Origin of the sequence: Paenibacillus sp. FSL R5-0473 (assembly GCF_038004565.1) — a bacterium.
In the GTDB taxonomy this organism is placed as follows: Bacteria; Bacillota; Bacilli; order Paenibacillales; family Paenibacillaceae; genus Paenibacillus; species Paenibacillus amylolyticus.
Window position 1 is genome coordinate 6,454,293 of the sequence record NZ_JBBORL010000001.1, and the last position, 26,915, is coordinate 6,481,207.

Here is a 26,915-nt window from a genome sequence, read left to right on the forward strand (position 1 = left end):
AGATTATAGAATTTATACGTTATAACTAAAATACGAATGTACATCCTTGATAGTGCTTCGATTAGAAGCTTTTCGTATCTCGAAGAAAAGGTGGAAATGACGATGACCATTTCAGATCGTAATGCCAGACCCCGACTGATCATTGCAGGCACCGGAAGTGGTGCAGGGAAAACGACAGTAACCTTGGGGCTAATGAGGGCACTCGCTCAGCGTGGCTTGAGTGTACAAGGGTTCAAATGCGGCCCGGACTATATTGATCCGACATACCATACCGCCGTCACGGGCAGACCGTCACGTAATCTGGATGCATGGATGACATCGCCTGAGTATGTGAGAGATACGTTCGAGAAGGCATCGGCGGGAAATGATATTTCCATTATAGAAGGCGTTATGGGCCTCTACGATGGCAAAGATCCGCTCAGCAATACAGGCTCAACTGCAGAGATTGCTCTAGTGACCCAGACTCCTGTGATCCTGGTTGTGGACGTACGCAGCATGGCTCGCAGTGCGGCCGCGATTGTACTAGGTTTTCAACAGTTGGAGCCTGAATTAAATATTGCCGGAGTGATCGTCAACCGTTGTGGAAGTGCGGGTCATTATACCATTGTGCAAAAAGCCATTGAGCAGATGTGCGGCATTCCGGTGGTTGGCTGGCTTAAGCGGGATGAAGACATGTCCATCCCCGAGAGACATCTGGGGCTGGTGCCTGCCATTGAGCGCGGTGAACTGGAACCCTTATTTCAGCGGGCTACCGATGTGTTGATGGAGGGCACCGATCTGGATCTTCTGCTGGAACTGGCGACAAGCGCCCCGCCTTTGAATGCAGAAGAAGTGAGTTCTGCAACTACTGCCCACGCTGATTCGGCTAATGATGAATCAGGCTCGAATTACGATCCACTTTCCAATTCAGTGATCCACGTTAATAATCGACATGTATCATATGCGATGCAGCCTGTCATTGCCGTTGCGCGCGATGCGGCATTTAATTTCTATTATCCCGATAATCTGGAATTGCTCGAAGCGGCCGGGGCTCGATTACATTACTTCAGTCCGCTCGCTGGCGAAAGTATTCCAACGGATGTGGATGGCGTTTATTTGGGCGGCGGGTTTCCAGAGGAGTTTGCAGCAGAGATTGCCGGTAACCAAGATTTCTTGGAAGGACTTCGACAGGCAGTACAATCCAACATGCCTTTATTTGCCGAGTGTGGTGGTTACATGGTACTTGGAGAAACGTTGACCGACCGTGAGGGTGTCACCTTCGATATGGCGGGTATTATTCCCGCACAGGTGCAGATGCAGAAGAAGCGCGCTGCGCTTGGCTACCGTGAAGCGAGTAGCGTTCAGGATTCCTTTTTGCTGAAAAAGGGTGAAGTACTTCGGGGTCATGAATTTCATTATTCGACAATGACCTATCGTGATGAAGAAACGATTCCTTATGCGTATGAGACCAAGGGGATGCGTGGCTTGAAGCAAGAGGGATATGCCGCAGGCAACATCGTGGCGGGGTATACGCACGTTCATCTGGGCTCTTATCCGGCAGCTGCTCGAAGATGGGTGGAACATTGTTTAGCCTATCGGCAGGAGCGAGATATGCAGAGATAATAACAGCTATTTATAGCTCAAATAGATAGCTGAATTCAATAAGCAAAATGGCTCTAATCTCGCTTTTACCTCCTGAGTCTTTGGTCGTGAAGTTGGCAATCCTATTCTGAATTAAAGGTTTTCAGATGAATATGTGGAATGAATAAAAGACAGAATCATTATGCGAGGGAGGGACATCATGATGAGAACCGTATGTGTAACGGGAGCTGCTCGTGGATTGGGATTGGCTTTGACGGCACAGATGCTGAAGAGAGGGTATCTCGTGTATGCGGCCGGTCTGGACGTAGAAGATTCCGAGGGAATTCGTATGCTTGCAGAAGGATATCCTGACCATCTGCGCGCCATCGAACTGGATATCGCGGACGACCTGTCGGTAGCACTGTTCACGGAGACATTGAAGCTGGATACGAATCATTTGGATATGCTGATCAATAATGCGGCTATACTAGGAAGTATTACGGATCATATCCGCGGGCCGTTGAATATGGCGGAGATGGCTGAAGTATTTAATGTGAACACCTTAGGTTCACTGCGTGTGACTCATTCCCTGTTACCCCTCCTTCTTCAAGGACAGGTCAAGCTGATTGTTGATATCTCTTCCGAGGCTGGAAGTATAGAGCAATGCAGTCGGGATGGGTGGTATGCCTATTGTATGTCCAAAGCTGCTTTGAACATGCAGGCCCGTCTTGTGCACAATGGTCTGAAGGATGAAGGCGGACAAGTGATGCTTGTGCATCCCGGTTGGGTACAGAGTTATATGAGGGGCGAATTGGATGTTGCTGCGGATCTCACGCCCGAGCAATCTGCACAGCATATCGCAGTACTTATCGACCACCATGAACAGTTTAAAGGAGATCAGCCCGCATATGTGGACTACAAGGGAGAGAAGCTCCCCTGGTAGTTGGTTTTATACAGTGAGGTGAACAAGAAAGGAGATTAATTGAATGGATCATCGTAAAAAAGCATTACTACTTGGCGATTATACACATCCGGATTGGCACCCGCTTCAGGGGGTGGATGCGGAGATTAGCCGAATTTTTCATGATACTATGACTGTGCAGTGCAGTGAGAATCGGAATATGCTGCTGCAAGAAAATATAACCGGGTTTGATGTATGTATCTCATACATGGACGATTGGAAGGGGAAAGTCTCTCCACAGCAGACAGCAGGTTTGTTGTCCTATGTAAGTAATGGGGGTGGACTGGTCATTATACATAACGGCATTTCGCTCCAAAATCGTTATGAGCTCAAACAGATGATCGGTGCCAAGTTCCTGCATCATCCGGCGTATGCACCGCTTGAATTCACTGTAACGGCGGAAAGCCATCCCGTGACGGAGGGCATTTCGAATTTCACAATGGAAGAAGAACCGTATCAGTTCGAATTTGGTTCTTTTGCCGAAACGAAAATATTGCTGGAATATCAATCCGAAGAAGGACCAAAGCCTGCGGTTTGGGCTCATCGATATGGTGTTGGGCGTATTGTTTATCTGATGCCAGGTCACCATGTGCCGTCTTTTGCACACGAAACGTACCGGAAGTTACTGCTGCAAGCAGGCAAATGGGCTGCACGTTACGTCTGATCGGACTGACATTTTTGCATGCAGAGTATAAGGGGTATAATATAGAGATCAACGAAGAGGAGGATGACAAAAATGAGCGATTTGTTCAAAAAGGCGATCTCGTTAGGGCTTGGTCTTACTGTCGTAAGCAAAGAAAAAATTGAGAAAACCGTGGATGATTTGGTCAAGCGCGGGGAACTTGCGCCCGGTGAATCCAAAGCTTTGGTTGAACGTCTGCTGGAACGGGGCGATGAGGAGCAAGGCCAGTTCAAGAGAGTGATTCAGGAACAGGTCAAGCGTGTGCTTCAGGAAGCTGGTGTGGCATCCGAAAGTGATGTAACCAGTCTGGAACAGCGCGTTGCTGTCCTGGAGAAAAAACTTGCCGAACTGGGCCACTCACCACAGCTTCAACCTGATGAATCCCCAGCTCCACTTGAAGTTCCTCCTCCTCTCAAAGGAAACGAGATCGAGTAGATGGCAGTGCGAATCAAACATGTCGGCAGATACCGTGAAATTGCCATGGCGCTCGTGCGTCATGGCTTCGGTTATATGGTCGAGGAGCTGGGTTTGTTCCAGTTGCTGGCTCTGCCCAGACGGTGGATGTCGCGTGAAGCACATACCACCAAAACGCTGAGTGAACGCATTAGGCTTGTGCTGCAGGAGCTGGGGCCAGCTTTCGTTAAGCTGGGGCAACTCGCAAGCACAAGGGCAGATCTGTTGCCTGAGTCTGTCATTCGTGAGCTGGTGAAGTTGCAGGATCAGGTCCCGCCGTTCTCTTCAGAGACGGCACGGGGTATTTTGGAACAGGAATTGGATACACCGCTGGAGGAGATCTTTTCCCGGTTCGAGGATACCCCTGTAGCCGCGGCCAGCATTGGACAGGTGCATCTGGGCAAACTTCAAAGCGGTGAATCGGTAGCCATCAAGATTCAGCGGCCGGGCATATCGCGTATTGTGCAGCGTGACCTGGATATTTTGCGTGAGCTGACAGCCATGGCTGAGAAGCGCTGGGACTGGGTGAAGCAATATCAGATTCCGCAAATGGTCGAAGAATATGCTCAGGCACTGATGGCCGAGCTGGATTATACGGTCGAAGGCCGGAATACGGAAAAGATTGCACAGCAATACCAACAGGACAACAAGGTGAAAATCCCGGCAATTTACTGGGATCAGACTTCGTCCCGTGTGCTTACTATGGAGTATATCGAAGGTATCAAGCTCAATGATCGTGAAGAACTGGTCAGACGCGGCCATGATCTGAATAACATTGCCGAGCGGCTGGTGGATTCATTATTGAATCAGATTTTTATTCAGGGATTCTTTCACGCTGACCCACATCCGGGCAATCTAATGGTATTGAAGGATGGACGTCTTGCTTTTATAGACTTCGGTATGGTGGGCAGTCTGAGTGATGAGATGAAACAACAGCTCGCTTCGCTTATTATTGGATTAATGCGCAAAGATACAGACAGTATGATCCGGGCGATTGAGAAGCTCGGCATGATGCCAGATGACATGGACCTGCGTGGTCTTCATGTGGATTTGGACAAGTTGCGTAGCAAATATTACGATATTCCCTTTTCCAAGATTAGTGTGGGTCAGGCGTTAAATGACTTGTTCGGCGTAGCCCAGAGGCACCGGGTTGTCATGCCTGCGGATATTCTGCTGCTCGGTAAATCGTTGCTAACGATGGAAGGTGTAATCGAACATCTCGATCCTACCCTGAGCATTGTAGATATGGCCGAGCCTTTTGGGCGGAAGCTGATCAAGGAACGTTTTAGCGCAGGAAGAATCAAGAATCGGTTGTTCCGCAGTGCGGCTGATATGGCAGAGAGTGTCATTGGTCTGCCAGGGCAGTTAAGGCAATTATCATCCATTATTAGCAAAGGCAAGCTGAGGCTGGAGATTAGTGTCCCTGAACTGGATGCACTCATGCGCAGAATGGATCAGATTAGTAATCGGCTGTCTTTCAGTATTGTGTTACTTGCCTTCTGTATCATTATGGTGGGCCTGATTATCGGTTCGTCGATCAGTCATCAGTCCACGATGCTGTGGGATATTCCGGTCATTGAGATTGGTTTCCTGGTGGCGATTCTAATGGTGGCTTTCCTGCTCTATTCGATATTCAAATCGGGAAGGTTCTAGCAACGGCATTACATCACAAGAATACCCGTAAAGAGACTTTCTTCAAAGGATCTTTGCGGGTTATTTTTTGTGAATAGAGAATTGGTGAGTAAATTATAGAAAGATTAAGATAATAGAAGAAAAGGTTCTGTTTTTTCGCCTTAACTGTATTAGTACATATCCGGTCCTGTGACTATAATAATAGGTCAGTACATTAACGGACCCGGTTTTTCTGAGAGGGGAAAACCTATTGGCATCAGGATCAGCTCCTGATGTCGCACGAGTAAGACAACTGAGGCAGTAATGGAACACCAGCGGTACACACTGGAACGGAAAAGACATGAGTGCATATTAACCCTTCAAAGCAATATGGATGGTAAATAATGATGCAACTCAGGGATGAGCATAGGTGAATGACGCGGAGAGGAATCCGTTGTTTTGTGCTGTCCTGGGTAGATGGTTAGTGTGAACGGCTTCCGTTACTGTTCAGCGGGATTGTCCATTATAAGGAATACACGTAGGAGGAACGGCAAGAACATATGAATACTTTAAAACAACAATGGTTTGGCAACATTCGCGGAGACGTGCTGGCAGGCATTACGGTAGCGCTGGCGTTAATTCCGGAAGCCATTGCGTTCTCCATCATTGCGGGTGTTGATCCGATGGTCGGATTATACGCTTCGATTACGATTGCGATTGTGATCTCGATTGCTGGTGGAAGACCAGGCATGATCTCGGCGGCAACCGGTGCCATGGCGGTACTGATGGTTGGACTCGTCAAGGATTATGGCGTGGAATATCTTTTTGCGGCGACGATTTTGACGGGCATTATCCAGTTTCTACTGGGCATATTTAAGGTTGGACGGTTTATTACGTTTGTGCCTCATTCGGTACTGACCGGATTCGTTAACGCACTGGCTATACTCATCTTTATGGCGCAGTTAACCCACTTCACGGGAGCGAACTGGATTATGTATGCGATGGTAGCGGGCACGCTGGCGATCGTTTATATTTTGCCACGGTTTTTCAAAGGCATTCCAGCTCCACTGATTGCAATCGTCGTGATGACGATTATTACCGTGGTGTTCCATCTGGACGTAAGAACGGTAGGCAATATGGGAAATATAACGAGCACTCTGCCGATGTTCCACTTGCCAAATATTGCGTGGACTTGGGACACGCTGATTATTCTGTTGCCTTATTCATTCACCATGGCACTGGTTGGTTTGCTGGAATCCCTGCTGACTGCAACCATCGTGGATGAGATGACCGAGACCAAGAGCAGCAAGAATCGTGAAGTCCGTGGTCAGGGTATTGCGAATTTTGTTAACGGTTTGTTTGGCGGCATGGGCGGCTGTGCGATGATTGGGCAGTCGGTCATTAATGTGAAATCTGGTGGACGTGGAAGATTATCCACGTTTACTGCGGGTGCGTTTCTCGCGATTCTGTTGCTGCTGTTTAGCGGTGTGGTGAAACAGGTACCGATGGGTGCGCTCGTTGGTGTGATGTTTATGGTGTGTATCGGAACATTCGACTGGAGTTCTATCAAAAATATAACTCGCGTGCCGCGCGCGGAAGCCTTTGTCATGATCGTGACGGTGGCAATTGTGGTCTATACCCACGATCTGTCGATCGGGGTTATGGTCGGCGTTGTGCTCAGTGTGCTGCATTTTGGCTGGAAACAGACCAAGATTCGCGTACAGGCGAGCCAGGAACAAGGGCAGAAAGTATATCGGGTTCACGGACCATTCTTCTTTGGCTCTTCGTCCCGCTTTGTAGATGAGTTCGATGCAGAGGCCGATCCGAAGGAAATCACGATTGATTTCGGAGGTTCACATATCTGGGATAACACTGCGGTTGTGGCTATCGGCAAAGTGAAGTTCAAATACGCGAAGCTAGGCAAAACAGTGCACCTGCGTGGGTTAAACGAGGAGAGCACTCGTATTCTTGAACGGAGTGGGTTTGCTACAGCTGGAGGGCACGGTTCGTAACTTGGTTGCAACGAAGGTTGTTGTCCAAAGGTGCAATGTCGAAACGTAGTTACGCAGACAAGGTGAAAAATGAACGGTTTAGTAAATCTGGAATTAAGAATTTAAACAAGCATTGAAGTTATGAAGGGCTACTGTCCTAAAGTAGTGTTGAGCAGACATGCGACAGCCCTGTGTAGTAGATAACATAAAAAGATACTTTCTATCAGCGGCGCACGTTTTCCCAATGTAAGTTCGGGGAGAGGGCGTCGTTGTTTTTTTATAAGAGAATGTGGTCTGTACTGCGAAGTAGTAGTAGTAGTTCTAGTAGAAGTATAGGTAGTGTTGGTTGTTTTCGGTTGATAATGATAATGATGGTGTTGGTGTTGGTGTTGGTGTTGGTGTTGGTGTTGGTGTTGGTGTTGGTGTTGGTGTTGGTGTTGGTGTTGGTGTTGGTGTTGGTGTTGGTGTTGGTGTTGGTGTTGGTGTTGGTGTTGGTGTTGGTGTTGGTGTTGGTGTTGGTGTTGGTGTTGGTGTTGGTGTTGGTGTTGGTGTTTCTAGTTCGTTTTTGTAGTTGATGTTCTGGTTCTAGTAGATGTTGTTATTGCTGTAGCTGATGTTATTGTGTTGAAACTTGTGTCTTTCAGTGTGTGTAAGTTCTAACGAATCTGGCACGTCTTATATGGGGTTATTTGAGGTTTTCGTTATTCTAATGAATCTCAGACATCTTATTTTGCCAATATCGCCAATAAAGAAGCCGTACAGCGGATGTTTCCGGGTAATAAGGTGACTGGAGTTCGTTAGAAAATCCAAACGGCTTTAATTGGCGTAATAGGGTGTCCTGGATTCGTTAGAATTAGTGGTAGGAGGGAGGTTCAGCGTAAGAGTTATTTTCGAACCGCGAGAAATCTTGAATCTTGATCTCAATGTACAGAGTTATGTAAGGTACCTTTCAAATTCCTGAAACCTTTGCAAAATAGCTTCCTTTTGATCTGTTTTTAGGATGACCTTCACAACAATTTATAGAATCATAGCAGCTATCTCAATCTCAACGATATCTCTAAACTATCCAAGGATTATGAACATAACGATCCAATACATCTTTCTCAAGGAGTGCCATCAGACACTGTAGCCCGCTATAACCTCCGCCTGACCATGTGCAGTTCAATCCTCAACCCCATTCTACAGAGTCAGGGTCATACTTCGGGCTAGCGCTTTAGCTTACTCCACTCATCATCATTCTCAGAGGGGCTCCTATAGTTACTCTCAAAACCAACCTCACACTCTCTCTCATAACCATCCTCAAACTCACTTGGTCGATACAAGTTACGCTGATCTTGGAATTTTGTGCTACAAGTTGGGGGTGTAACGCTGTATCCCCTTTTGTTTTGCTTGACTAACGTGTAAACTACAGGGTATGGAGAAGAAGAGCAACGAGTGGATTGCTTTTTAAAAAATTCATTTCATAATCATGATTGATATAAGGAAAACTAGTCTTGATGGCAGATACTGATACTAAGGTCATTATGAAATGGACTTATCTAAATGAATATACAGAGGTGTAACGATTGGCAAACTTTGAACAACTGGGCATTCGCCCGGAATGGTGCGAGATCCTGAAACATCAGGGAATCGCCGTGCCGACTCCGGTACAGGAGCGTTCGATTCCGGTACTGTTGGGTGGACGCGATATTATCGCTGAGGCACAGACAGGAACAGGGAAAACGCTGGCATTTTTGCTGCCGATTATTCAGAAAATTAACGTATCCGACCGTTCGCCACAAGCGCTGATTATTGCGCCTACGCGTGAGCTTGCGCTGCAAATTACGGAAGAAGCGAAGAAGCTTACTGCTAACGACGATAAACTGCACGTGCTTGCCGTATACGGTGGGCAGGATGTGGACAAACAACTGCGTAAATTGCAGAACGGTACCCAGATCGTTATTGGTACACCGGGTCGTCTGCTGGATCACCTGCGCCGTGGCACGTTGAAGCTGGATAATGTGAAAAAACTGGTGCTGGATGAAGCTGACCAAATGTTGCACATGGGCTTCCTGGACGATGTGGAGACGATTCTTAGCGAGCTACCACATAAACGTCAGACAATGCTGTTCTCAGCAACGATGCCTAAGGGCATTCGCAACCTGGCGAAGACCTACATGAAAGATCCGGAAGATGTAAAAGTATCTTCCCAATCTGTTATCCCGATCAAACAAATTCGCCAGCAAGTGCTGGAATGTACGGATCGTGGTAAATTAGAAGCGCTTCGCGGCATGATTGATACGTATCGCCCATACTTGGCGATTATTTTCTGTCGGACCAAGCGTCGTGCATCCAAGCTGAACCAAGATCTGCGTGAAGCAGGTTATGCAAGTGATGAACTTCATGGAGATCTGTCCCAATCCAAGCGTGAAAACGTAATGAAAGCGTTCCGCGATGCCAAACTGCAAGTGCTGGTTGCTACAGATGTAGCTGCACGTGGACTTGATGTTGAAGGCGTTACGCATGTATTTAACTACGATATGCCGCATGATGCGGAAAGTTATATCCACCGGATTGGTCGTACGGGCCGTGCAGGCGGTACAGGTCTTGCTGTAACGTTTGCAACAGAGCACGACAGACCGGAACTTGCACGTATTGAACAAGGTATTGACCAAAAGCTGTCCCGTATCCAGTGGACAAGCGAAGGTCCAATTGCTTCAACTGGAGCAGCTAGACGTTCCATCAACAGTCAAGGGGATGACGAACGTTCAGGTGGACGCTCTTCCGGAACTGGCAGTGCTCGTCGCGGTGCAGGCCGTAACGATCGCAGAGATGGCGGACGTGGTTCCCGCGGCGGCGAAGGTGGTCGTAGCGGTGGTCGTAGCGGTGGCCGCAGTGGTGACGAGCGCAGCGCAGGCCGTGGTTCCGCACGCACCAGCGACAGCAGTCGCGGTGCAGCAGGCCAAGGTGGACGCGGTGCGGGTCGCAGTGGCGACGAGCGTAGCGCAGGGCGTGGTTCCGCGCGCAGCAGCGACAGCAGTCGCGGTGCAGTGGGCCAAGGCGGACGCGGTGCAGCTAGCAGCGGCTGGGCTGGCCGTAGTGCCGACAAGCGCACCTCCGGGCGCAGCAGCGAAGGCTCTCGCCGTCCGGAATCCGCAGGACGCGGACCGGCGAAGGGCGACCGTCGCGATTCTCGTCGCGGACGGTAAAGCCTTGGCGCAAGCGGCGATGCAGCCGCACTTGCGCAGGCACCATGCCATGCCACAGGGTTTGGCATGGCACATATGAGAGGATTCGGGTACACATGTACCGAACCCTCAGATCAAGGGTCGCGACGGAACCACGTCGCGGCCCTTTTTCAACAGGACAGATGCTCATTTCCGCTTATTCTTTTTGTCATCTTCGAGTGCCTGTTTGCGCGTCTGCTTGATCCATGGAAGATGCCATTTAGGTATTCCCCATCTAGTTTTTCTTTTTGTCCGTGTACTGCGTATAGCACTTGGCAGACTACCATAAAATTCAAAACACCTCATCCTAGACCTAAGGATGGGGTGTTTTTGGATTAATTCTTATATCATTAGAATCATAACCTTCGATCAGTGGTGCTGACTTGCATGCAGGGGTGGATGAAATTGCATTCGTCTATATACACGGAGTGAATTTGCACTAAACTACGTTTTTCTTTCTCAATATATCATCCCTACAGCTGAACATCTGCGTATTGATTCCGATATTTCTCGTTATACACCCGACCTACCGACTCTGCCAATCCCCCTCGTGCCTTGCTCGGATAGCGTTCAATCGTGTGATAAAGTCTCATGAATCGATCCTTGGGCATAAAGCGGGCGTAGCGGGTAATAAGACTAGGGAATAACTCAATATATTTGCTCTTGCGCACGGCAGCAGCAGCTACGGCTGTAAGTATCTGAATTCCATTGTGGAGCTGTAAAATGTTCACTTCATAGGTTGCGATATAACGAATCGCATCTTCACGAATCAAATCCGGCTTAAGCCGAGCAATCTCACCGATATATTCAGCCAGCAGCCGCTCGAAGCTGCTTAACAACAAGGGCTTGAGCTGCAGATCCATATCACTGCGTAGGACAAAGGATTGTAACAGTGCAACCTGTTGCAGTCGAATCCGGTCATTGTAGACGAGTGAGCCGATCTCGCGGAGCATCTCATAGGCAAGTGCTTCATCCTGTTTTCGAGCTTCGGCGACCAGAGCCCAATTGCGGTTAATACCCTGGCGGATGAGTTCCTCATCCTGTTGTAACGTGCGCTTCAACTCGCGCTGCTGCTCTACCTCGAATGAACGTTTCTGCATGAAGATCAGTAAGGCCAGAAGCAACAGGGAAACGCTGGCTGCCGCCATGGTCTGATCTATGGTCTCACCGAAATAGGTAGCAGCTACACCGAACAATGTCGTAATGAACAAGTCGCGTGCAATCCGGCGTTTTACACGGGAAGTTGCCTTCGCTTGAACGGAATTGAGGGTACCCCGGCCACAGGCCGTGCACTCATCTTCCCACAGGCAGGTGTACTGTCCACAACGTGAGCAGACTTGCAACTTTTCATAGGCATAGGTCGTTCGATGAAATGGTCTTATGGATACAACTAGTTTAGTACTCATGCTCAATCACGCTCACCATTCAGAATAGTGTAGAGGGTACGATCCGTGTCTTCGCGGGAAACCAGTTTCCGCCGATGGAGCTGGAGTGCAAAACCCTTTATCATGACAAAAAGAAACAATATGGCGAGGCATCCGTATGTAACCATAATCCGTTCCCTTCTATGGCTTGGTGAACAAGCGCTGTTATATTGCAGTTTGCTGGCAATAACTATATCATATTTCCATAGTTGGTACTTTTGTGCCAGTTCAAGGCATGAAATCGTCGATTTTTGTCAGTCATTACAAAACTGTAACTCAAGATAGGGGTGCTTTTCAGAATTTGTTAGTAGACTGTTAAGATTTCCTTAAGGCTTGACGCCTATAATAAACTATTCCCATTTTAATCTCAAACGTGAAGGAGTACACCCAATGCTGCGGACACGCAAAATACGCTGGCTCAGCGGAACGATGGTTCTGCTGGCAATTCTAACGCTACTGTTACCTCAAGCGTTGCTGCCACAAGCTGCAGCGGCTCAGGCACAGACGAGCGGAATCGATGCGGTACTTGTAGCCGATGTAAGTAATTCGATGAATACAAGTGACCGTGACAAGATCAGTAATGAAGCCATGAAAATGTTTATTGATATGCTGCCCGTCCAGGGGGACAAGGTAGGAATTGTCGCTTATACCGATCAGGTGGAGCGGGAAAAGGCTATGCTGGAGATTCAGTCCGATGCGGACAAGAGCAACCTGAAGGATTTTATAGATCAGCTCGGCCGGGGGCCATATACCGATGTCTCAGTTGGTGTCGCCGAAGCCGTGAACATACTGAATCATGGTGCAGACCCATCCCACTCGCCAATGATCGTGCTGCTGGCGGATGGCAACAATGACTTTAACAAAACCAAAGGCCGTACACAGGCACAATCTGATGCTGACCTGGCAAAAGCCGTGAAGGAAGCACAGGATCAGGGTATTCCGGTGTATACGATTGGATTGAACGCCGATGGCAAGCTGAACAAGAATGCACTCGCAGACCTGGCTCAGCAGACTGGAGGTAAATCATTCATTACCGATACGCCGGATGATCTGCCACAGATTCTGAGTGAGATCTTCGCCGATCATGCCAAACTGAATGTGGTGAAGCTACCCTCTGTAACGGGAAACGGCAGTTATCAGGAAGTTACCGTGAATGTACCGAATGACAGTGTATTGGAAGCAAACATTTCGATCATGTCTTCGAAGCCGGTGGAAGTGCAATTGACGGACCCTTCCGGACAAGCCGTGGATCTGAACTCGGATGCAGCCAAGCTCTCCACGTCGAAGAGTTATTCGCTTGTGAAGCTGTTGAAACCCCAAGAAGGAGACTGGAAACTTCGGGTAAAAGGGGCTCCGAAAGACAGCATCGATATCAACCTGTTGTTCAACTATGATCTTCAGCTCGTTGTGGACCCAATTAAGACCAAGTCCTATACCAAAGGGGACAAGGTTGATCTTGCAGCCAAACTGGAGAATGGCGGTCAGCCACTTCAGGATAATGATCTGTATACAGATATGAAGGCCACGCTGGTTGTGAAAGATGTGGATACAGGTAAAAGCGAGGAACAACCGCTGGAAAACACAGGTTCTGGTTTTGCCGGAACGTTTGAAGTACCAGACAATCATAACTATGAATTAGTCATCCGTGCGGAAGAAGACAGCTTCTACCGTGAAAGTGAGCCAATCACGATCAACGCGAGTGGATCAGCCGGAAGTGGATCTCAACCAACAACGTCAGGCGGTGAACAGGACAAGCCGTTTCCTTGGTTGCCTGTCATCCTGGGTGTTATAGCTCTGATTGTGGTCGGTGTTGGTGCCTGGTTCTTGATGGGCTGGCTGAAACGCAAAAACCAGGGATTTGTAGGTCAGATGGTTGTGGAGATTCGTGATGAGAACACGGGAGATAAGTCATATCCACAATATAAAAAGCTGGTATCCTTCCGCGGTAGATTTCATCTGCATCAGTTGTTGCAACTGGATCCTGAGCTGAAGGAAACCGAAAAATACGTATTTACGCCCAGCAATGGGGATCGAATTATAATCCGTAACACCGCAGGCGGTACGCTGGAGAAATCCGGTCGTGCAGTCGATGCAAGCTCAGGCGTTGAACTGAAGAACGGTGACCGACTGAGCATCCCGCTGCAACAGGCGGACAAGACCATTTTGATCGAGTATTTGGTGTGAAGGATTATAGCTAAATGAATGTAAGCTATATAAGTTGAACTAATCCATTTACACGAGAACGCAGAGGACAGAGAAAACCTGAAGAAGCGAAGCGTTCGCCCAAAAGCTTTCTGAAAGAAAGCTACATCGGAAGCATAGGCTATCCCCAGATTTTCACCGTTGAAAAAGAGAATCAAAAAATCTGGGGATAACAGCGATCGGAAGGTTGTTCTGTCAACGGAGTGGCAAGTGTAAATATTCTTTAGTTTAATTATATAGATTGAAGCATACGTGCGTTAATCTAAGGAGGACATGGAATGAAACCGATTGTTAGAGAACATATTCAGCAACTGGATGTATCACTTGGCGGAGGTATTGTCAGTGAGAAGATCAGAGTTGATACGATTGATAATCCCATTCTGATTATTGGTCTGGGAGGAACGGGAATTGATGCGCTGCTGCGCCTTAAATATCAGATCAACCGTCGTTTCAAGCTGCCACAGGACCCGGTATCCAAGAAAAAAATGGACAAGCCGGACAATGTGGAGTTTCTGGCTTTTGAGACAAACGAACAGGATCGTGCCAAAAAGTATAAAGGGATCGGACTTGATCCGATCAATGAATTCGTGCTGCTGTCCAATGCTGAGATTGGCGGACTTCTACAGAACCGCAGCGTGCTGGAGCCGTACATTACGGACTGGCTGTCTCCCGAACTGAGCATCACGGACGGTATGAACGGCGCCGCAGGTGTACGTCAGGCTGGACGTCTGCTCCTGTTCACCAAGATTAATCAGGTCGTACAGGCCATCGACAAAAAGATCAAAACCTTATCCGTAGGCACCAACAAAAAACTGATGGTGTTCCTGCTGACAGGTCTGTCCGGCGGTACAGGTAGCGGCTGTTTCCTCGATATTTCCTATATCGTGCGCGGCATTATCGAACGTGATCACGGCTCTGCCGGGATTGACCGCGTGAATACGCTGGGATATCTGTTCACGCCAGATGTGAACCTGTCCAACAAAAGCTTGAGTGAGCACACTCGTGAATACATTCGTAAAAACGGATATGCTGCGCTCAAAGAGCTGGATTACTGGATGAACGTGGATAGCCGCGGTGAGCGGTTTACACAGAAGTACGGCAATATTTTAACCGTCAACTCACCACTGCCTCCATTTAACCTGTGTCATCTAATCTCTGCTACGAATACCGAAGGCAAATTGCTGGAGAACGCCTACGATTACTGCATGAACGTCACGGCCGAGAACATTACCAACTTCATGGCAAGTGAGGAGAAGCAGTCAGGTGAGGAGTTTGCGATCCATGACTATATCAGCAACATTCGCACCAACATTGCACAGATGAACAAGGTGTACCCGGCGAACTATGATTACAACATCATCGGTGCATCTTCGGCTGTCCTGCCGATTGAAGAGATGACCACTTATCTGGCGTATCGCATGTTCGATAAAATGAACACCATGTTCTCCAAAGCACCAAACCAGGAGGATACCGAGAAGTTTGCCCGCAAGCTGGGTATTGATCTCGAAAGTGTGGTCAAGTCCTTTGAAGCGCGCGTGCCAGAGCCACTGCCTGGGTATCAGAACAGCGAGCGTTTATCCTATGGCAACGTGGTGAAATCACAGGTTGTGAACATGGATACCGAACTGGAGCAGAACTTCCTGGCTCGTGCCCGCGAGGAATATATCAAGGCGAAGAAACAGCTGCCTGGTGAGATTGCGGGTCAGTTCACTGAACAGATCCGGCGTATGTTTTTGCATCCCGAACAAGGTCCGTTTTATGTCTCTCGTCTGATTTATACGGAAAAAGGTTTCTGTGTACTGAAGATGATTCAGTCGTACATCGAAACGCTGCGTGAGAATGCCTTCCGCATTCCGCGTGATATTGAAGCAGCTCAGGAGCAGTCCGAAGAGAAACTGGGCGATGCGAAGAGTGCTTTTATCTCCAAAGAGAAGAAAAAGAATGCTTATATTGAAGCAAAAATTCATGAGTACTGGCTGCACGCCGACGTGGAACGCAACGATCAGATGATCGAGTTCTATGAAGATCTGTATGAGTTGCTGAACCAGGAGAACAGCCGCATTTATAACGTATTTACCGAAACGCTGAATGCCCTTAGCTCGATATTCGCCAAGAACGGTGATCTGCTGACACGCGGCGAGGAACAAGCCGATCACAAAGGCAACAAAACATATTACTGGAACGTTGTAAGTGTACCGGATATCGTCAGTGTGGTGGACGGCCTGTTGGATAAGCGTGATACAGATGATCTGATCCGTGACTTCTCTCGTGAATTGCTGGAAAACTCCAGCCAGTGGGTGAAAGAAAACGAGATTGATATCGTCAGCTCCATCTCCGACTTCCTGAGTGAGAAATTCGGTGATCTGATTACCCGTTCCATGGAAGATTTCCTGGTGATCAAATATGGTCAGGATGAGTCGGTTGAGAAATTCGTGGAACGTTTCATTGCTGGCAAGTTGGATGATGAGGCTGTTCCGGTGTTCAATCTGAGCAACAGTACAGGCAGTCTGCATTTCCCTTCATGGGGATTTGTATCGGTGCCGGCACAGGCGCCAGGCATCTTGAAAGGGATTCGCAATTATCAGAACAATGCGGTGGGCAAGTCTCATTTTACCGTTAAGGAAAGTGAAGTGCGTAACCGGATATTCTGGCTGAATACCCGCAACGGGGTACCACTCTTTGTGTATACACCACTCAAAGTATATGAGGAAAGTTATGAACGTACCATTTTGGACAAAGAAGGCATCGGTCGTCACTTAGTGCAAACGGAGAAAAACAACTGGACCTATCTGCCGTCTCCGATTCCGGAGAAATCATGGGGAGATGTGTACGAGAACGCCCGCGTGAAGCAGTATAACGCCCGTGTGCGTAACGAATTTGAGCAGGCGCTTGGATACAACATTGTGACAGCCAAATCCATTGATGAGAATACAAGCAACCGGTATGCGATTGTGACAACAGAAGCGTTTGATTTGTCTGCCAAACTGGGAGCCTACGACATGCGTCTGACGTCCACCACGCCGAACCTCGGCGAAGTGAAGCGGGCGGTGATCGAGCTGAAACGTCTGCAATCCGAAGGGTTGCCGCGTGTAGGCGTTAAGGATATTTTCGGCAGTATTAATGAAGATATGGCCAAAGAAAACCTGGTACGCTCCCCGCAGCTGATCGCGCGCGTACGTGAGGAACTGGCGAAGATGAATGCCATCTCGGCCAAAGTCGCCGAACTCGAAGGCATTCTTGCCCAGTACCAGGACGAGGAGCAATGGTATGACCGCTTCATCGAAGCGTTATATACCGACACCATCGTCAAAAAAGGTGCCCTCTACGTCTATGACCGTGACCCGGAAGAAGACGCATGGGAGCCGTTCGCAAACCTGATGAAGAGCCGTAACTTTGCCGAGTATGAAGTGTTTGGCAACTTCCGCGGTCTGGCGGAGAAGGATCGCAGTACATTGCTGCGCAAAGCCTCCCGCCGCGATAACGATCTCACGGCTTCAGAAGATATCACCCCACTGCTGACAAAGCTGGATGATCTGGCTGCGCTGTTCATGGAATCGCGTGATCGTCTGGAATATGAGCGGGTAGAACTGGCTAACGGAGAAGACATCTATCAGTTCTACAGAACAATGTCGTCCAAGCTGAACGACATTCGCAGAAGGCTGAAGTAAGATGGCGGCCGGGATGGAGTTCAATTCGAACAATACCCTGAAGCGTGATCTGGAGAAGTATGCAGCGCAGTATGCAATAGAGCAGGAGCGTCAAGGCAGCTTGGGTGATGGACGCAGCAGTATCCATTACCCGGCTTTGTTCCTTTTCGTGGGTGATCTGGTTGCACCCGCGGTGTCTGCCGTGCAGGAGATCAATCGGCTGAAATGGGATAACGGAGACGGTGTGGTCTACGTTCAGATTGGTACAGAAGATCAGAAAGAGCATCCGGGTGGAACGAGGAATGGTGGCTCGTCCGATGATGGTCAGGTGACTTGTCATCGCTTGCCTTTGTCCGCTGGGCAGACGGAGCGACCGTCCAAAACACGGCGTAAGGATGTACATCGCAGTTTCCACGAATCGGATCAGGCGCTCTACGATCTGAATCGTACGCTTCGGCGGGTCAGTAACCGAATTGCCGAATATGGACGGTTATACTCGTCATTTGATCGGATTTACGTTACGGTGGTAACCAGAGCGGATGATCCGTTGAATGTATTGTTGCCGGAGCTCACCAAGCTGACGGAGACCATTTTGTCCCAAGCCTTCAAGTCGGTGCAGACGGATCTGCATGTATTGGTCAGCGAGATGGAACAGGTGGATTCCTTCGGGTATGCCAGCGCAGCAGGCCTCGCTTTTCTGCGGGAACTGGATTATATGCAGTCGCTGGACTACACGTTCAGCGGTAATCTGCTGGTGACGGAGGATGGGATCTCCATTCCCGTTACACATCCCGCTTCCCCGTTGTTTGATCTGGTATATCTGTTGTCCGACAAAAATGAGCGTGGAACCGGCGTTCCCGGTGGCTGGATCGAAAATGCCGAGATCATCTGCCGCATCTGCCTGCTGAAGAACAGGAAGCAGGATGTGGATCACTCAGGTAGTGTTTCAAGCACGGGAGCGAACACGTACAACAATACATCTTTTAAAAACAATATTCGTACTACCTCTGATCAGCATGGTTATGCCAGCGCGGGTTTTGCCGAGATCAGGCGGCCAAACAAGCCGATTGCACTGGCGGTGTTATATCACATGTATCGGTATCTGCTCGCACGCATGCGGCAGGAGCCGGACTGGAGCATTAAGGACAAGCTATCTTTCTTTGGACTGGACGCGGCCTCGGTGGAACGCAAAGTCGAAGGCCTGCTGCCCGATGAAGATCTGGTTAGTGGCATGAGTGGCATCATGACGCATAACGTCAGTTTCTCTGATCTGAAGCCGCTCTCACTTCGTGAAGCGGAGAGAGCGTTGTTTGGACAAGGAGCCGAAGCGTACTTCCGCGATAACGTTGTCCGTCTTGTCGAAGAGCGTGTGCGTGAGCGCAGCTCTGGCGGCTCTCTGCGCCGTCAGGCCGAACAATCCCGCGCGGAGCATCCAGAGGTTGGCTACTTCCAGTGGGCGGCCTGGAGTGACAGTGAGCCTGGCAGTGTACGTGAAGCGCTGCTCGGACTGATTCGGGATAAATCGATGCAGCTTGAATCGGCACGTGCTCTGCTGGAGCAACGTCAGCAAGAGCGAGTGGAAGATCAGTCGTTCAAACGAGCGTTGTTCCGTGATAAACAGAATGTGCGCAATCTGATTGACTGCATGCTGGAGCGAGTGTATGTACCAAAGGTAGAATTACTGCGACTGGAAAATGAATTACATCTGCTGCGTATCTACGATACGGAGATGGAAGAACTTCACCGTTTTAGTCGCCACGTCACAGCAGCACTTGAAGCGCTGGAACGCACACTGCGAGAGACAGCTGCCCAAAGTATCGCTGCTGCCGATGAATACATCGGCCAGAACGTGATGGAGTACTACGGCAAAGTGACGGAAGAGCTAATCATCGACCTGGAAGCCAAACGCGGACGGGATGTATGGTTTGAGGACCGTTACATGGGAGACATGAACCGGCTTGCCACAGAAGGCGATGACCGTCTGTTGAAACGACTGATGGAGGTATGTCACTCGTTGCTGCTTACAGCCGAGCCATTGCGATTGCCATTTGAAGAAGAACTGTTGCAGCGTGCTAACGTTACGATTGCCTACGGAGATAAAGACGTATTAACCCGGGATGATCTGTTCCGCAGGTTGTACCACACGCTGGAGGATCAGGCGGTTGTTCGGGTCCGGGTATTCGATTATACGCAGGAACATCGATATGAAGAGAAGTATTTCTTTGGTGACCATCATAGTGCTTTCATGGACTACGCGGCACATGCCGAAGAGACGTCACGTATCTACAAGTTGGGTGTGGTGTACGAAGAACGCAGTAGTGGCGTGGAGAAGCTGAATCTGATGGGCGGTTTCCATCTGGAGGATCTCATGGTGTATCGGAACGGCAAGGTATATTATGACTCGTACACGGAGAATGGCTATGAACTTCACCCCGCTGGTCTAGTGGAAAAGTTGTCACCCATTCGTTAAGACGCCGGCGGTGTCCTGACACCCAGCACCAATCTTGTATTAACTCAGCCTGTTTACGGCTGGTATGGAAAGGATGCATGTAGACATGCAGCGAAAAATCAATCTTCTCCTGGTCCTGTTCAGCCTGATTGGCGGGGCAGTGGGCTTTGCAGCAGGAGAAATCATGCTGCGTCAATGGCTTGGGGAGATGCCACGTCTGTTGCTGATGGGATTATACTTTGGCGTACTGGCGCTGAGCGTTGGATTGTTCTGTTTGATCGCAGAGATGATCTCACCCAAGCTGAATGGCGCTTCATGGAAGCTCCGGTATCTGGGACTGTCGTGGAAATTGCTTGTTCCGGCAACACTGGCTCTGTTATTTGTTGTTGGACTCGCCCTGCAATTGTTGTATCAGATCAATCCGGGCGGTGTGAAGCAAGTGAAGGACATCGTACTGATGATCGATAACTCGGGCAGCATGAGCGAGACAGATCCGGATAACGGACGTTTTGAAGCCGCCAAGACACTAATCAGCCAGATGGAGAGTGACAAACAGGTAGCTGTCATTACGTTTGATGACCAACCGCAGTTGTTACAGCCGTTTATTGCGCTGGATAGTGAAGCGGCCAAGAATGAGGTTTATAGCAAAATCGATGGCATTGTCACGACTTCGGGAGGCACCAATTTTGATGCCGTGCTGCGGGAAGGCATGGAGCAGATTCAGGGCAAACAGGACCCGAAACGCGGTACCGTTGTCATCTTGTTATCCGATGGCTTCAGTGAAGCGGACACGACCGATATTTTGTCCCAATATAACAACGAACAGATCTCTATTAATACAGTCGGACTAAGCCTGGTGGACCCATCAGGTACGGATCTGCTGCGTAATATTGCTCAGCAAACGGGCGGCATGTACTATGATGTACCAGATTCCGGTGGTCTGAATCTGGCATTCCAGCAGATCTACGATACGATTGATGAACGGACGCTGGTAACGGAGCGTACAGGCATGATGGAGCACAGCGTTTATCTGGCGATTTTCCGTGTAGCAGCAGTGTTACTGATTGGCGTGGCGCTGGGTGTGTCACTCGGACTCGTGTTTGATAACCGTCATCTCGCGCTCAGCTTTGGTATAGGCGGTGCGGTGTCGGGTCTACTGGCAGGGCTTCTGCTGGAGTGGGGACTCGACGGTTCGAACGTGGGGGATACATTCGTACGTCTTGGTGCGATGCTCATTTTGGCTGGCGTATTGACCCTCTTCTCCTGGATTGTTCCGATTAAGGAGAACACGCCGCGGAAGAGCAGGGGTCGTCGTGAAGCTGGTGGCGGAACTTCTTCAGCTGAAGGATTCGGTCAGAGACCAAGAGATACACGCAGCAAAGGATTCTAACGTCGGGAGGTCAATGGAAATGCGGTTTACGGATGCAGACCCTTCGACACCCTTGATTCGAAAACTGACACTTGCGGTGGACGAAGGGCGTTGTACACTTCGCTGGCTCTGGCCGGAACGGGTAGAAGCTGTGTATGTGGAACGGCTGGAGCTGGATATGATGAGCGATGATCGTACCGGGGAAGAGCCTGCACAGGGCAAGCTGAAGCTGTACACGAGAGAGGAATATAAGGCGAGCAATGGTTACACGGATCGGATCACAGGTTTTGGTGCCATCAAGTACACCGTGTATGTGTGTCAGATGGAGGAAGAGGGACCTGTACTAATCCGTCAACGAGACGAGGACAACATGGTGATTGCAAGCGCAGGGAAGGCGGATATCCGCTTTTCCATTCGCTACAAGAGCGGTTTTTTTCAGAAACGAAAAAGTGTATTGATCACCGTCACAGCGGAAGTACCTGTTCCAAAGGAAGCCCTCTGTTATGTTCGCAAACAGGGCGGGGTTCCGCTGAATAAGGAAGATGGTACGGTGTACCCTTTTGTGAGTGATTTTGCTCCCGGAAGAAATGAGATGCCGCCCGTTGAAGTTGCCAAGGATGATTATGTGCGATTATTCTTCACGGACGGACCGAAATATGGAGCCGCCTATCGGCTTATATCAGACTAGATAGTTGGACTAGCGATTGGAAGGTTACTCTGTCATCGTAGTGCAAGTGTAAATCACCTTAGTCTGACTGATCAGGGAGGGGAGTGGCTATGAGCTTTTTTAGTCGGTTTTTGAAGAGACAACAGCCGGAGGAACGTCCGCTGTTTTATGATATTGTATGCCCTTATTGTTTCAGCAAGTTTTCACCGGAAGAGGTAGTGTTCCGCGCCGCCCATCACCGCGATGATGACGAGGACTACGCACTCGGGGAAGATGCAAAGTTGAATCGGTATCGCGAAAGGTTCGGACTCGACACGGTATTTGATATGGAGGCGGTATTGGCACCCCATGATGTACCGGAGGAACACCGTATTTATTCCGATAACATCGTGATGGGGCTGAACGATCGGTATGGTGTCGTTACGCGTCGCCGGTTGTGTCCGCAATGTCATAACGAGCTACCTGTGACGGCGGGTAAAGCACCGAGCAATATCATATCCATCATTGGTGCATCCCAGGTAGGTAAATCCGTCTACATGACTTCATTAATTCATACATTGCAGCATTATACGGCCGATCATTTTGACGCGGCTTGCATGCCATTGAATGCGGAGATCAGCCGCCGGTTCCGCGCGGATTATGAAGAACCGTTGTTCGAACGGGGCGACCTGCTGGATTCCACGCAGAAGGAAAAGTTGCAGGAGCCGTTTATCTTCCAGTTTGTGTTCAAGGACGAAGATAAAGCGCCGCTGACACTGGTGTTCTTTGACGTTGCGGGTGAAGGTATGGTGGAGCAGGATTATCTCGGACTTCACGGGCAGCACATCAAGAACTCGGCAGGTATCCTGTTTATGGTGGACCCGCTTCAGATTCGTTCGATTCGGGACAAAATCCGCATTAACCTGGGCAACGAGCCGGGAGAGTGGACACCACGATACGATGAGCCGCGTGATGTGGTGCTGACGATGTTTGGAGATTTTATCGCGTATCAGGACAAAGCCAAGACCAATATTCCAACAGCGGTTGTGCTCACCAAAAGCGACATGCTGCATTCCCTCAAGGATGAAGAGGGGGATTATATCAAATCCAACAGTAATGTCTTCCGCAACATGGTGCACCGCGATTGGTTCGACTTAACCGAGTTCGAGAATATCGACGGGGAGATCCGGCGTTTTATCGAGAAGGTGGATCGCCCATTCAAGGGCACGATGGATGTGTACTTCAAGGATACAGCCTATTTCGCAGTCTCTGCGCTGGGTAGCAATCCGGTGGATATGAAATTGCAGGGTGTGGTTAGCCCGATCCGCGTGGATGAACCTTTCCTGTGGCTCCTGTACAAGCTGAAGTACATTGAGGGGAGAGTGGGATGATGCGTTCTTCCGTAACCCCGCCCATTGAACAACAGCTGTATACCCGGGAGCGGCGCGGGGTGTTTCGCACAACAGAGGGGTTTGATACGGTTGCGGCATCGCCGGGACTGGACCCTTCTTTTATCAAAAAAGTGCTTCACCCCTACTGTGTCTATGATGCTCCAGCGGAGCTAACAGGCCGTAGCGAGAAGGACGAGACGAAGTTTCCGGCTGCCATTCACCTGCTTCATCTGGAGAGTGGGGAGACAATCCTTGGGCAAAATGTGTACCAGTCTGCGGATTTCACCGGGCTGCGCAGTGCCTTTTTTGCACATAATTACGTCTTGTCTCCCGAACGCTCGGAAGAGCAGATGAAACAAGGCGGCTGGCTGGATGCCGTGTTCGCCACGTCCTATGACATCGAACAAGGTACAGTTCTGCCAGCACTTGCTGAATTGCCTATATCACCTAGGAGCGGACAGGGTGGGGCGACCGATGCTGGCGTAGGATCACCCACCCAAGTGCTGAGCACCTTGAAGATGAACGAAGTGCTGTTCAAGCGCCTGCTCTATGCGGTAATGCAGTCTGTAGCGACACGCAGAAAAGTATACATTGCTCTGGACCTTCCCGCAGAGGAAGTGACCGCAGGGGCCAAAGGATTGTTACGTTTGCTGTACACGGCTTTACCATACGCATTCCGGCGGCAGCTGGGATTCATGACGTTTGCCAAGGAGCCACAGGCCAAGAAGGGCATCCACGTCCAGTTTGTTGAGCGAGGGACGTTACGTCCGAAAGACCGGAATACGGAGAAGGATTTCACCTTTGATCTCGTATCAGGCAGAGTGACACATGCGGATGCATCTGTGGCGAAGTTACCTTATGCAGAATTCGCTTGGGCCTTATTGCAGGAACCTGCGGCGGCGGATGCGTTCTATACGTTTGCGGATGAAATGTTGTCCGGCATGGAACCTGGGCGGGAACTTTCCATTGAAGCTTATGGCGAACTTGCGGTGTTCTATGGTCTTGAACAAGGCATGGAAGACTTGTATTTGGATAACAAAAGTCATGTCCTGAGTGGCTTGCTGACCTATTTGAAGCCGGATGGTGGATTACAGCAACGTTCCCGTCTGAACGAGCTGTTCCTGACCTTGCTCAGCAGGGAACTGGACAGCGTGAAGCGTGAGAACGTACCCGAAGAAGACGTCGCAGCTCGCATTGGCGAATATTTCAGTGTTGCCACGCCCGTGGTGCAATCCCGGCTTGTGGACTATTTTATCTACGGTGTGAATAATGCCCGCGCCCAGAAGCGTATGCGCGCTGTGCAGGAATTGTATGCTGTGCTGGATCGGGATCCGCAGCTGAATCGGGCTTTCTTTGATAAAGTGCTGGCCAATGAATCGCTTACCAAGCTGTTGTTCGAGCCTTATCTGGACAATCAGCTGAAACGCACGGAATCGGCAGCGAACGTTGTGGAAGTGATCCGAAGATGGGTTACGTCCCATCCATCTGCGATCCACTACAGCTTCTTGCAGGAGCGGACAGCCAATGAGCTGCGTGAACGGTTATGTTCTGCGCCTAATCCGGTACAATCTGCGAATGAAGCCCTCCAGCGTGTTAGCATACTGGATCGGGTATCCGCTGATGTCACCTATGATACAGGCATTACGGCACGAATTGGTCAATCTGGAGCTACAGCCCGCCCTAATCGCAAAGGGGGATCTCCGTCTGCCAGTCAAGATCCGGCATATCAGGAGGAGTTAACCCGCCTTGCAGACAAGCTTGCTTATGTCATTAACCTGTTTATGATTCAGGATCTGGATCTGGAACGGGTTAACCGTGAACAGCTATTAAGCATTGATATTTTGCAGCATGGCAATGAGGTTCGGGATTGGGCGGCACGTCAGGGTTCTGATGTATCTGCTCGAACGAACATGATGCTGGCTGCGAGAGTGTGGCTTAGTGGCGAGGGGAATGAAGAAGAGGCCTTGGAGGCACTTTCCCTGGCAGAACGCAATGAACTTCAACGCTGGACGCGTCGCTGGCTTGCCGGAGAGCTGCAGGCTCATCCGGGGATTGCGGCATATGAAGCTTTGCCGATGGCTTTTTATAGGGGAGGAAGTGGCAGCAATCGGTTGGATTATCCTGGCCTGATTGAATTCATCCGCACCAATGCAAGTCGTGCTGAAGGGCTGTATCCATTCTTCGAATGGTCAGGAGATCATCGGATGTTTGTCCGGGGTTCCAATGCGCATAAAGGATATGCGGATGCCATCGTGGCGTATTTCAAAGCCCATGACCGTGAAGCTTTCAAGTCGAAGTCAGCTTTCAAACCGTATTATGTGAGAGCCAGCAAGACAATGAAGCCGGTCTATGACCGTGCGAAGACGGAATTGTCCTCTCCACTGGTGCGGATGCTAACGGGTAAAAGGAAAAATCTGTTCGGATTAATCCTCTTGATCCTGGTTCTGGGTATTGCTGGCGGTACATATGCATGGATGAAAGATTCTGTAGAGCCGCCAGCGGCATCCCCTCCATCTACCCAGGAGCCTGTCATACCGGCTGAACCGGAGGTGCAGCTCGCGGAGCAGATTGCTTATATGATTCCTGTGAGTGAACAGGAGGGTACGGAATCACCTGCTCAACTGGTGATCCGTTTCAGGAATGATACGGGAAGCACTGAGTTTGAGCAAGGCAAACTTCAATTGACGATGAAGGATGGCAGCACTCAAGATTTGGATGCTACAGGCAAGTGGGAGAGTTTTAATCGGAATGAGGAGCCAGATACCCAAGATACCTCCGATGGTGGCTCAGGAAGTACTTCCGAAGGAAGCACGGATGGTTCTTCAGCGGGAAACGCGGGGAACATAGAGCAGACGGAGGATGGCGATCAGCAGGCCGATCCTTCAACATCGGGTGATTCCACTTCAGATCCTGCTACCGATACAACAACGGATACAGGGACGAATGCATCGTCTAATGCTGCGAGTGGAGACACGGATCAAGGTACGGATGCAGATCAAGTTACTGGTTCCACATCGCCTGACACATCTGTATCCAATGAACAGGATGCGAACACTCCTGCACAGATGTCTATTGGAGAGGTAGATCGTCTCTATCCGTATGGATTGCAGATCGATCTTCCAGCGAATATGGATGCCGAGAGCATTGTCAGTGTGAAGAGTACGCAGGGCAATATGACGGTGATCCAATTGATGCCGCAGCCGAAGCTGTAAGTTATTTTATATGAGCGTGTTGCATAGATTCATTAAGTGTCTTTTAATCCAATAATGAAAAATGCTGACTTCATACCTTATTAAACGAGCGTATGTGAGATGACCTTGAAC

The 26,915-nt window shown here is 49.5% G+C and carries 16 protein-coding genes; 15 read left to right on the forward strand and 1 reads right to left on the reverse strand.

The window, feature by feature from the left end:
* The first annotated feature begins 102 nt into the window (after positions 1–102).
* From MKY28_RS28375 to MKY28_RS28410, 8 genes are all read left to right on the forward strand, one after another.
* Positions 103–1,602 (forward strand): cobyrinate a,c-diamide synthase, encoded by a 1,500-nt coding sequence (locus tag MKY28_RS28375; RefSeq protein ID WP_340937624.1) that lies wholly within the window; start codon positions 103–105, stop codon positions 1,600–1,602.
* 178 nt (positions 1,603–1,780) lie between these two features.
* Positions 1,781–2,503 carry an SDR family oxidoreductase gene (locus MKY28_RS28380; protein ID WP_340937625.1) on the forward strand — a complete coding sequence of 241 codons (723 nt, stop codon included), beginning with the start codon at positions 1,781–1,783 and terminating at the stop codon, positions 2,501–2,503.
* Between the two features lie 43 nt (positions 2,504–2,546).
* Complete coding sequence (locus MKY28_RS28385) at positions 2,547–3,185, forward strand: ThuA domain-containing protein (protein WP_036667831.1); 639 nt, start codon at positions 2,547–2,549, stop codon at positions 3,183–3,185.
* A gap of 72 nt (positions 3,186–3,257) precedes the next feature.
* Positions 3,258–3,638 (forward strand): phasin family protein, encoded by a 381-nt coding sequence (locus tag MKY28_RS28390; protein ID WP_036612779.1) that lies wholly within the window; start codon positions 3,258–3,260, stop codon positions 3,636–3,638.
* A complete protein-coding gene (locus MKY28_RS28395; RefSeq protein ID WP_340937626.1) occupies positions 3,639–5,309 on the forward strand; it encodes an ABC1 kinase family protein in 1,671 nt (556 codons plus the stop codon). It begins immediately after the preceding gene.
* 518 nt (positions 5,310–5,827) lie between these two features.
* Positions 5,828–7,279, forward strand: a complete 1,452-nt coding sequence (locus MKY28_RS28400; RefSeq protein WP_340937627.1) for a SulP family inorganic anion transporter — start codon at positions 5,828–5,830, stop codon at positions 7,277–7,279.
* A gap of 325 nt (positions 7,280–7,604) precedes the next feature.
* The gene (locus tag MKY28_RS28405) at positions 7,605–7,829 is read left to right on the forward strand and encodes a hypothetical protein (RefSeq protein WP_340937628.1); all 225 of its coding nucleotides are present in this window, start codon (positions 7,605–7,607) and stop codon (positions 7,827–7,829) included.
* A 994-nt stretch (positions 7,830–8,823) separates the two neighbouring features.
* Positions 8,824–10,446, forward strand: coding sequence for a DEAD/DEAH box helicase (locus tag MKY28_RS28410; RefSeq protein WP_340937629.1), 1,623 nt, complete (start codon positions 8,824–8,826; stop codon positions 10,444–10,446).
* A gap of 491 nt (positions 10,447–10,937) precedes the next feature.
* Here the strand turns inward: MKY28_RS28410 and MKY28_RS28415 are convergent, their stop codons facing one another.
* Positions 10,938–11,870 (reverse strand): hypothetical protein, encoded by a 933-nt coding sequence (locus MKY28_RS28415; RefSeq protein WP_340937630.1) that lies wholly within the window; start codon positions 11,868–11,870, stop codon positions 10,938–10,940.
* Between the two features lie 408 nt (positions 11,871–12,278).
* On the opposite strand from MKY28_RS28415, the gene MKY28_RS28420 reads away from it, so the two are divergent.
* The 7 genes from MKY28_RS28420 to MKY28_RS28450 all read left to right on the forward strand — a co-directional run bounded on the left by MKY28_RS28420 (position 12,279) and on the right by MKY28_RS28450 (position 26,804).
* Positions 12,279–14,072 (forward strand): vWA domain-containing protein, encoded by a 1,794-nt coding sequence (locus MKY28_RS28420; RefSeq protein ID WP_340937631.1) that lies wholly within the window; start codon positions 12,279–12,281, stop codon positions 14,070–14,072.
* Positions 14,073–14,368: 296 nt separating this feature from the next.
* Positions 14,369–17,758, forward strand: coding sequence for a tubulin-like doman-containing protein (locus MKY28_RS28425; RefSeq protein WP_340937632.1), 3,390 nt, complete (start codon positions 14,369–14,371; stop codon positions 17,756–17,758).
* Position 17,759: 1 nt separating this feature from the next.
* On the forward strand, positions 17,760–20,207 hold the full coding sequence (locus tag MKY28_RS28430; protein ID WP_340937633.1) for a transcription initiation factor TFIID: 2,448 nt from the start codon (positions 17,760–17,762) through the stop codon (positions 20,205–20,207).
* Positions 20,208–20,292: 85 nt separating this feature from the next.
* A complete protein-coding gene (locus MKY28_RS28435) occupies positions 20,293–21,576 on the forward strand; it encodes a vWA domain-containing protein (protein ID WP_340937634.1) in 1,284 nt (427 codons plus the stop codon).
* A 19-nt stretch (positions 21,577–21,595) separates the two neighbouring features.
* Positions 21,596–22,243: a beta-mannanase gene (locus MKY28_RS28440; protein ID WP_076209731.1), complete on the forward strand. Its 648-nt coding sequence runs from the start codon at positions 21,596–21,598 to the stop codon at positions 22,241–22,243.
* 89 nt (positions 22,244–22,332) lie between these two features.
* On the forward strand, positions 22,333–23,592 hold the full coding sequence (locus MKY28_RS28445) for a TRAFAC clade GTPase domain-containing protein (protein ID WP_024632789.1): 1,260 nt from the start codon (positions 22,333–22,335) through the stop codon (positions 23,590–23,592).
* Entirely contained in the window at positions 23,589–26,804 is a 3,216-nt protein-coding gene (locus MKY28_RS28450; protein WP_340937636.1) for a GAP1-N2 domain-containing protein, read from the forward strand. The genes MKY28_RS28445 and MKY28_RS28450 overlap by 4 nt, the downstream gene beginning before the upstream one ends.
* Positions 26,805–26,915: the final 111 nt, after the last annotated feature.

Coding starts and splice junctions, on each gene's coding strand:
- MKY28_RS28375 (WP_340937624.1), top strand. CDS start 103: ATGACCATTTCAGATCGTAATGCCAGACCCCGACTGATCATTGCAGGC.
- MKY28_RS28435 (WP_340937634.1), top strand. CDS start 20,293: ATGCAGCGAAAAATCAATCTTCTCCTGGTCCTGTTCAGCCTGATTGGC.
- MKY28_RS28445 (WP_024632789.1), top strand. CDS start 22,333: ATGAGCTTTTTTAGTCGGTTTTTGAAGAGACAACAGCCGGAGGAACGT.
- MKY28_RS28415 (WP_340937630.1), bottom strand. CDS start 11,870: ATGAGTACTAAACTAGTTGTATCCATAAGACCATTTCATCGAACGACC.
- MKY28_RS28450 (WP_340937636.1), top strand. CDS start 23,589: ATGATGCGTTCTTCCGTAACCCCGCCCATTGAACAACAGCTGTATACC.
- MKY28_RS28385 (WP_036667831.1), top strand. CDS start 2,547: ATGGATCATCGTAAAAAAGCATTACTACTTGGCGATTATACACATCCG.
- MKY28_RS28430 (WP_340937633.1), top strand. CDS start 17,760: ATGGCGGCCGGGATGGAGTTCAATTCGAACAATACCCTGAAGCGTGAT.
- MKY28_RS28380 (WP_340937625.1), top strand. CDS start 1,781: ATGATGAGAACCGTATGTGTAACGGGAGCTGCTCGTGGATTGGGATTG.
- MKY28_RS28425 (WP_340937632.1), top strand. CDS start 14,369: ATGAAACCGATTGTTAGAGAACATATTCAGCAACTGGATGTATCACTT.
- MKY28_RS28400 (WP_340937627.1), top strand. CDS start 5,828: ATGAATACTTTAAAACAACAATGGTTTGGCAACATTCGCGGAGACGTG.
- MKY28_RS28420 (WP_340937631.1), top strand. CDS start 12,279: ATGCTGCGGACACGCAAAATACGCTGGCTCAGCGGAACGATGGTTCTG.
- MKY28_RS28390 (WP_036612779.1), top strand. CDS start 3,258: ATGAGCGATTTGTTCAAAAAGGCGATCTCGTTAGGGCTTGGTCTTACT.
- MKY28_RS28440 (WP_076209731.1), top strand. CDS start 21,596: ATGCGGTTTACGGATGCAGACCCTTCGACACCCTTGATTCGAAAACTG.
- MKY28_RS28395 (WP_340937626.1), top strand. CDS start 3,639: ATGGCAGTGCGAATCAAACATGTCGGCAGATACCGTGAAATTGCCATG.